Source organism: uncultured Thiodictyon sp., assembly GCF_903828115.1.
Lineage (GTDB): Bacteria > Pseudomonadota > Gammaproteobacteria > Chromatiales > Chromatiaceae > Thiodictyon.
In genome coordinates this window covers 1-1,810 of record NZ_CAIKKU010000405.1, presented here as the reverse complement: position 1 = coordinate 1,810, position 1,810 = coordinate 1, and the positions used below count along the sequence as shown (strand labels likewise).

The following is a 1,810-nucleotide window of genomic DNA, read 5'->3' as shown; positions in this document are numbered from 1 at the left end:
TGGACCTGGCCCAACACCGAGCACGGCGTCTTCGTCAAGGCCGCGCTGCGCGGCATCGCCTGCGGCCTGGGCGTCAGCTACAACGCGCTCGCCAACGATCTCGAAGGGGTCAATTACTCCAGGGCAATCGCATCACGTTTTTCTAATATTCGAGTTCTTGGAGGCGGTCTTTTGTGGAGCGATCGTTGGCGCCTCGAACAGCAGCTTGGCGAGATAGCGCTCGTCCCAGCCGGCCTTGAGGCGCTTGCTCTGGATGCCAAGTGTCGTGTCGTCGTGCTGCAAGCGCGTGAGGGCGATGCGCCGAATCAGCGCCAGATTCTCCCGCGCCTCGGGATCGCGCACTCGCGAGTCGTCTTCGTTGAAGGAGACATCGAGACTCCAATGCAGCCGATTCTCCACACCCCAGTGCCCGCGCACGGCACGCGCGAAGGTCTCCACCTCGGTGCCGATGGCGCCGATATAGAAGCGTGTCTCGCGCGTGATCTTGCCGTTGACCTCGCGCTCGGACTCCACCATCCCGATCATATTCATCGCCTCCCACAGGGCGCGACGCGGCACGCCCGAGAGGTCGCCGAGGGTGCGGTAGCGGCGGGTCTCACGCCGCCCATGCCCCTGCTCGGTCGTCTCCAGAACCTCAGAGGCCACCTCAGCGTACTCCCGCGCATCGGCGTCGATGAACGCCTCCTCGACCTCGGCGGCCAAGGTGCCCTGGTTGCCCTTGAGCGCCAGGACATAGCGCCCGCCCTGCGCCACGATCTGCTCGGCGATCGCGGTCTGACAGCCCATGGCATCGATGGTGACAATGCACCCTTCCAGGTGCAGCAGCGCCAGGACCTGTGGGATGGCCGTGATCTCATTGGACTTCGCTTCGGTGGCGACCTGTCCGAGCACCACCCGATTGGCCGTCGCCCAGGCGCTGACCAGATGCAGCGCCGCCAGTCCCTTGGCGCGATCATGGGAGCGACGCAGCGTCTTACCATCGATGGCGATGATCTCACCTGGAATAACCTCACGGATCGCCTCGACCCAGTCGCGAAAGCACGCCTCGACCGTCTCGGGCTGCAGCAGACTGAAGACACGCCCGAACGTGTCGTGCGAGGGGATCCCATGGGGCAACTCCAGAAATTGCTTCAGCCACGCCTCCTTAGAGCGCCCAAACTGCGCGATCTGCGCCCAGCCATCGGCACCGCAGAGGGTCCCCGCAATGGCAATCACGATCATATCCAACAGCTTGTGACGGCGCTTGAGCGTGCAGCGCGGGTCTTCAAGCGTCGAAAAATGCGTCATCAGGGAGCGGTCCAGGGTCATGTCAGGCATCGGCGGCGGTACATCATCAGCAAACACGGGCGCCGGATGATACAGACCCTATCGATATACTCCAGTAGTAGTCGCTAATGTTTTGATGCGATTGCCCTGTCAATTACTCCTCGTTGCGCCAGGGCGCCCTGTCCGAGCGCGAACTCTGGATGCGGTTGCAGGATTGGTGGATCGAATGGGTCACCAAGCCCATCTACCGCCGCGCCCTGGCCCATGCCCTGCGCTCCGGTCGCCTGCTGCGGCGCAATGGCGACCCCTATCCGCTGGAGCGGCTCGACAGTCTGACCCAAGTCACTGCCCAAGGCCGTCGCTGGCCGTGGGTCGACCCACTCAAAGACATGCAGTCCAACCGCGAGTCCGTCGCCCTGGGCGTGCGTTCGATCAGCGACATCATCCGCGAATCCGGGCGCGACCCCGAGGAAGTCTGGGCCGAGCTGGGCGACGATTACCGCCAGATGGACGCCGCCGGCGTTCCGCGCCCCCTCCTGAGCCC

General features: G+C 64.1%; 2 protein-coding genes and 1 pseudogene. 2 read left to right on the top strand and 1 reads right to left on the bottom strand.

Features of this window, described 5'->3' with window-relative positions; all coding sequences use genetic code 11:
- Positions 1 to 114: pseudogene (locus tag QZY48_RS14860) on the top strand (hypothetical protein); the annotation flags it as partial.
- An 18-nt stretch (positions 115 to 132) separates the two neighbouring features.
- On the opposite strand, the gene QZY48_RS14855 reads toward QZY48_RS14860, so the two are convergent.
- Positions 133 to 1,317 carry an ISAs1 family transposase gene (locus QZY48_RS14855; RefSeq protein ID WP_295432093.1) on the bottom strand — a complete coding sequence of 395 codons (1,185 nt, stop codon included), beginning with the start codon at positions 1,315 to 1,317 and terminating at the stop codon, positions 133 to 135.
- Positions 1,318 to 1,430: 113 nt separating this feature from the next.
- On the opposite strand from QZY48_RS14855, the gene QZY48_RS14850 reads away from it, so the two are divergent.
- A partial coding sequence (locus QZY48_RS14850) for a hypothetical protein (RefSeq protein WP_295432090.1) occupies positions 1,431 to 1,810 on the top strand: 380 nt, incomplete at its 3' end.

Bases quoted from the DNA above. Each gene is read 5' to 3' on its own strand.
- QZY48_RS14855 (WP_295432093.1), bottom strand. From the start codon at position 1,317: ATGCCTGACATGACCCTGGACCGCTCCCTGATGACGCATTTTTCGACG.